The 4,317-nt window shown below is 60.6% G+C and carries 5 protein-coding genes; 4 read left to right on the plus strand and 1 reads right to left on the minus strand.

The window, feature by feature from the left end; genetic code table 11:
• Positions 1-31 precede the first annotated feature (31 nt).
• From A2I95_RS26600 to A2I95_RS26615, 4 genes are all read left to right on the plus strand, one after another.
• Complete coding sequence (locus tag A2I95_RS26600) at positions 32-790, plus strand: trypsin-like serine protease (protein WP_245596982.1); 759 nt, start codon at positions 32-34, stop codon at positions 788-790.
• Positions 787-1,602, plus strand: coding sequence for a trypsin-like serine protease (locus A2I95_RS26605; RefSeq protein ID WP_027257419.1), 816 nt, complete (start codon positions 787-789; stop codon positions 1,600-1,602). The genes A2I95_RS26600 and A2I95_RS26605 overlap by 4 nt, the downstream gene beginning before the upstream one ends.
• 133 nt (positions 1,603-1,735) lie before the next feature.
• Entirely contained in the window at positions 1,736-2,119 is a 384-nt protein-coding gene (locus A2I95_RS26610; protein WP_291734756.1) for an Hsp20 family protein, read from the plus strand.
• A gap of 219 nt (positions 2,120-2,338) precedes the next feature.
• Positions 2,339-2,731, plus strand: coding sequence for a globin domain-containing protein (locus tag A2I95_RS26615; protein WP_084294344.1), 393 nt, complete (start codon positions 2,339-2,341; stop codon positions 2,729-2,731).
• Between the two features lie 10 nt (positions 2,732-2,741).
• On the opposite strand, the gene A2I95_RS26620 is transcribed toward A2I95_RS26615, so the two are convergent.
• Positions 2,742-4,214: an NAD-dependent succinate-semialdehyde dehydrogenase gene (locus tag A2I95_RS26620; protein WP_027257421.1), complete on the minus strand. Its 1,473-nt coding sequence runs from the start codon at positions 4,212-4,214 to the stop codon at positions 2,742-2,744.
• Between the last annotated feature and the right edge of the window lie 103 nt (positions 4,215-4,317).

Genomic DNA, 4,317 nt, shown 5'->3' on the forward strand with positions numbered 1-4,317 from the left:
GGTTCTGGCAGCCGTGCTGCCGGCGGCGGCGATGGCGCAGGACAGTCTTTTGCAGCGGATGGACACAATGGATGCGGGCCGCAAGTGGGAAGCGGTCGGACGTCTTGATGTGAACGGCGAGGGGTTTTGCACCGGCGCGCTGATTGCGCCTGATCTGGTGCTGACCGCCGCCCATTGTCTCTATGACAGCCAGACCAAGGCGCAGATCGACCCTGCCACCATTGAATTCCTGGCCGGCTGGCGCAACGGGCGCGCCTCGGCCTACCGCAGTGTGCGGCGCGCGGTGCAGCATCCCTCCTACGTCTATGACGGAGAGCTGTCGACCGACCGGGTGCGCAACGACATTGCCCTGCTGCAATTGCAGCGCCCGATCCGCAACACCACCGTGACACCCTTTGAAACCGACGAACGCCCGCGCAAGGGGGCCAGCATCGGTGTGGTGTCTTATGCGCATGACCGGTCCGAGGCGCCGTCCTTGCAAGAGGTCTGCGCGGTGATGGCACGCCAGCAGGGCGTGCTGGTGATGTCCTGCGACGTCGATTTCGGCTCCTCCGGGGCGCCGGTGTTTTCCTTTGAGGGAGGCACCCCGCGGATTGTTTCGGTGATCTCCGCCAAGGCCGAGGTCAACGGCGAGCGGGTCTCCCTGGGGTCCGCTCTGGCCGAGGAGCTGACCCTGCTGCAGGCGCAGCTGACAGGTGTGAACACGGGTGGCCGTCTGCCGCCCGGCGTCGGCCGGGTGAAGGTGGGCGAGGGGCGCAGCTCCTCCGGTGCGAAGTTCATCAGTCAATGATCTGGCGCGCCTTGATACTGGCCGTTGCGTCCCTGGCGTACGCCGGGCAGGCAACGGCCCAGGGCACCGGTCTGCGGCGGCTGACTGACCGCGATGACCTGCTGGGCTGGGAGGCCGTTGGACGGCTTGAGCTGAACGGCCAGGGCTTTTGCACCGGAACGCTGATCGCGCCGGAGCTGGTGCTGACTGCGGCCCATTGTGTTTATGGCCGCAACAGGACTTTGCGCGCGGCAGAACAGATCACCTTTCGTGCGGGCCTGCGCGACGGGGTGGCCATTGCTGAACGCCAGGCACTGCAGATTGCCGCGCATCCGGGGTTCAACCCGCGGGGACGGCTTGATTTGGATAACATCCGCCACGACGTGGCGCTGATCCGGCTGGCGGAACCGGTCCTTAGCAGTCAGGCAGATGCCTTTGCGCTGCATTCGGGGCGCGAGTACGGCAGCGATATTTCCGTCACATCTTATGGCCAGGGCCGTGCCGAGGCGCTGTCGCGCCAGCGCCGGTGCAATCTGATGGGTGAAAGCGGCGATGTGCTGATGATCGACTGCAATGTCACTTTCGGCTCTTCCGGGGCGCCGGTGTTTTCGCAGGTGGGCGGGCGCGGGCGCATCCTGGCGCTGGTCTCGGGCGGCGGCAATTACCGCGGCAAGCAGGTGGCTTTTGGCATGAAGCTGCCGCAACGGGTGGCGGAGCTGAAGGCGCAGCTGCGCCGCAATCCGGTGGCCGCACCTGACCGGCGGATCAAGCGCATCCGGGTTGGAAGCGGCGCATCATCCGGCGGCGCAAAATTTGTGACCGTGGGCGACTGATCAACCTCTTGAAGCCGCATTTTGCGTTCTTATCTCAGGTCTATCCGGGCAGCCGCTGATTGGGGCCCGGAAGATTCCAGCCTGTCCCCGCGGGGAAGGCGCCCTGAAATCGCTCATGTATGAGGATGACACTATGCGTACATTTGATTTTGCACCGCTGCACCGCGCCACCATCGGTTTCGACCAGATCGACAGCTATCGCATCTCGATTGCCGTTGCCGGCTTCTCCGAAGACGACCTGAACGTCGAAGTGAAGGAAAACGCGTTGGTTGTGGCCGCCAAAAAGGCCGAGGACGGCGAAGACCGCAGTTTCCTGCATCGCGGGATTGCCACCCGTGCCTTTGAACGCCGTTTCACTCTGGCCGACCACGTCCGCGTGACTGGCGCCAGCCATGAAAACGGCATGCTGCATATCGATCTGCACCGTGAGGTGCCGGAGGCGCTGAAACCGCGCAGGATCGAAATCTCCTCCTCCCGCTCGAACCGTGCCGAGATTGAGGCCAAAGCGGTGAACTAAGCACCTCTTTCGGAGTGCGTTTTGTAAATGTTTTTTGACAGCCCTCCACCTTAAGTGGAGGGCTGTTTCGCGCTTGTTATCTAAAATTTCTACATGAACACATATGTTTGGACGTTTTACGCGCAGCGAGTGCCGCATATCTTAGTGGCATATTTATACGCCCCTACTAAATTTATAGGAGATTTGTTCTGACGCAGACTATTTAAAAGGAAGTAATAATTGGAATGCCGGGATTATGACGTCGTAAATGGCAGTGCTGGTCTCTTGTTTTCTCAAAGAGTAGAACTTGCAGAGCAGTTTTATACCCATTTGTTTGAGGCGCTTCCTCAGGTGAAGCCTTTGTTTAAAAGCAATTTCAGCAAGCAAAAGGAAATGTTCACAGTCATGCTGGCGGCTTGTGTGCGCAGCCTTTCAAATGAACGCGAACTGCAAAAAATGTGCGAGGGGCTGAGAGCCGCACACGCCTCCTACAATTTGAGCGAAATTGAAATCGAGATAACTTCGCAATCGCTGTTGAAAGCGTTGAAGGAAGTGCTGGGAGATTCCTTCGACACCGAGTTACAGCAGGCCTGGGAACGGACCATCGTCCGGCTGATGCGGGCGATGGTCTGATAGCCAGCGGTCAGACTGCCATGCAGATGTATTTCATCTCCAGGTAATCCTCGATGCCGTGGTGGCTGCCTTCGCGGCCCAGGCCAGACTGTTTGACGCCGCCGAACGGAGCCACCTCGGTGGAGATGATGCCGGTGTTCACACCAACGATCCCGTATTCCAGCGCCTCAGCAACCTTGTACACGCGGCTGAGATCCTTGGCGTAGAAATAGGACGCCAGGCCAAAGATGGTGTCATTGGCCATCGCAATCACCTCGTCCTCGTTGTCGAACTTGAACAGCGGGGCGAGGGGGCCGAATGTCTCGTCGGTGGCAAAGGCCATGTCCCGGGTTGCGCCCTTGACGATGGTCGGCTGGAAGAAGCTGCCGCCCAGTTCAGACGGGTTGCCGCCCAGGATCACTTCGCCGCCTTTGGAGGTTGCGTCAGCGATATGCTCCTGCACTTTCTCGACCGCTTCCATGTTAATCAGCGGGCCGAAATGAATGCCGTCGTTGAGGCCGTCGCCGACCGCCATCTTCTCTACCGCAGCTTTCAGCTTCTCCGCAAAGGCATCATAAACGCCGGCCTGCACATAGATCCGGTTGGCGCAGACGCAAGTCTGGCCGTTGTTGCGGAACTTGCACATGATGGCGCCTTCGACGGCGGCGTCCAGATCAGCGTCGTCAAACACGATGAAAGGCGCGTTGCCGCCCAGCTCCATCGAGCATTTCATCACAGTGTCGGCGGCCTGGCGCATCAGGATGCGGCCCACTTCGGTGGAGCCGGTGAAGGTCAGCTTGCGCACCGCATCGTTCTCGCAGAACTCCTTGCCGATCTCCGAGGCGCGCGACGACGGCACCACGTTGAACACGCCTGCCGGGATGCCGGCACGGTCGGCCAGAACCGCTAGCACGGTCGCCGACAGCGGTGTCTCGGCGGCGGGGCGGGCTACAAAGGCGCAGCCTGCGGCCAGCGCCGGACCTGCCTTGCGGGTTATCATCGCGTTGGGGAAGTTCCACGGCGTGATCGAGGCGGCCACACCGATCGGCTGCTTCAGCACGGTGATGCGCTTGTCGCGCTGATGGCCGGGGATGGTCTCACCGTAGATCCGCTTGGCCTCTTCTGCGAAGAACTCGATGAACGACGCGCCATAGGCGATCTCACCGCGCGATTCCGCCAGCGGCTTGCCCATCTCGGCGGTCAGGATTACAGCTAGGTCTTCCTGGTTCGCCATCATCAAGTCGTACCACTTGCGCAGGACATTGGCGCGTTCCTTGCCGGTCCACTTGGACCAGTCCTTTTGCGCGGCTTCGGCCTGGGCGATGGCGCCTGCGACCTGGGCGCGGCTGATATCGGCCATCCGGGCAATCACGTCGCCGCGGGCCGGGTTGGAGACGTCAAATGTGCTCTCACCCTCAACAAACTGGCCGCCGATATAGCCGCGGGTTTCCAGCAGGCTGGGGTCTTTGAGCAGGGATTTCAGGTCAGTGGTTGCGTCGAGCATAGCGGGCCTCCCGGGTGTTTTGTCGCTGGAATGCAAATCAGCTGTGCCTAAATAAGTCCAGAAACATTGATGAGTCCAGAATTTGATCAAATTTCTCGCCACA

It is taken from the genome of Leisingera sp. F5 (genome assembly GCF_001593695.1).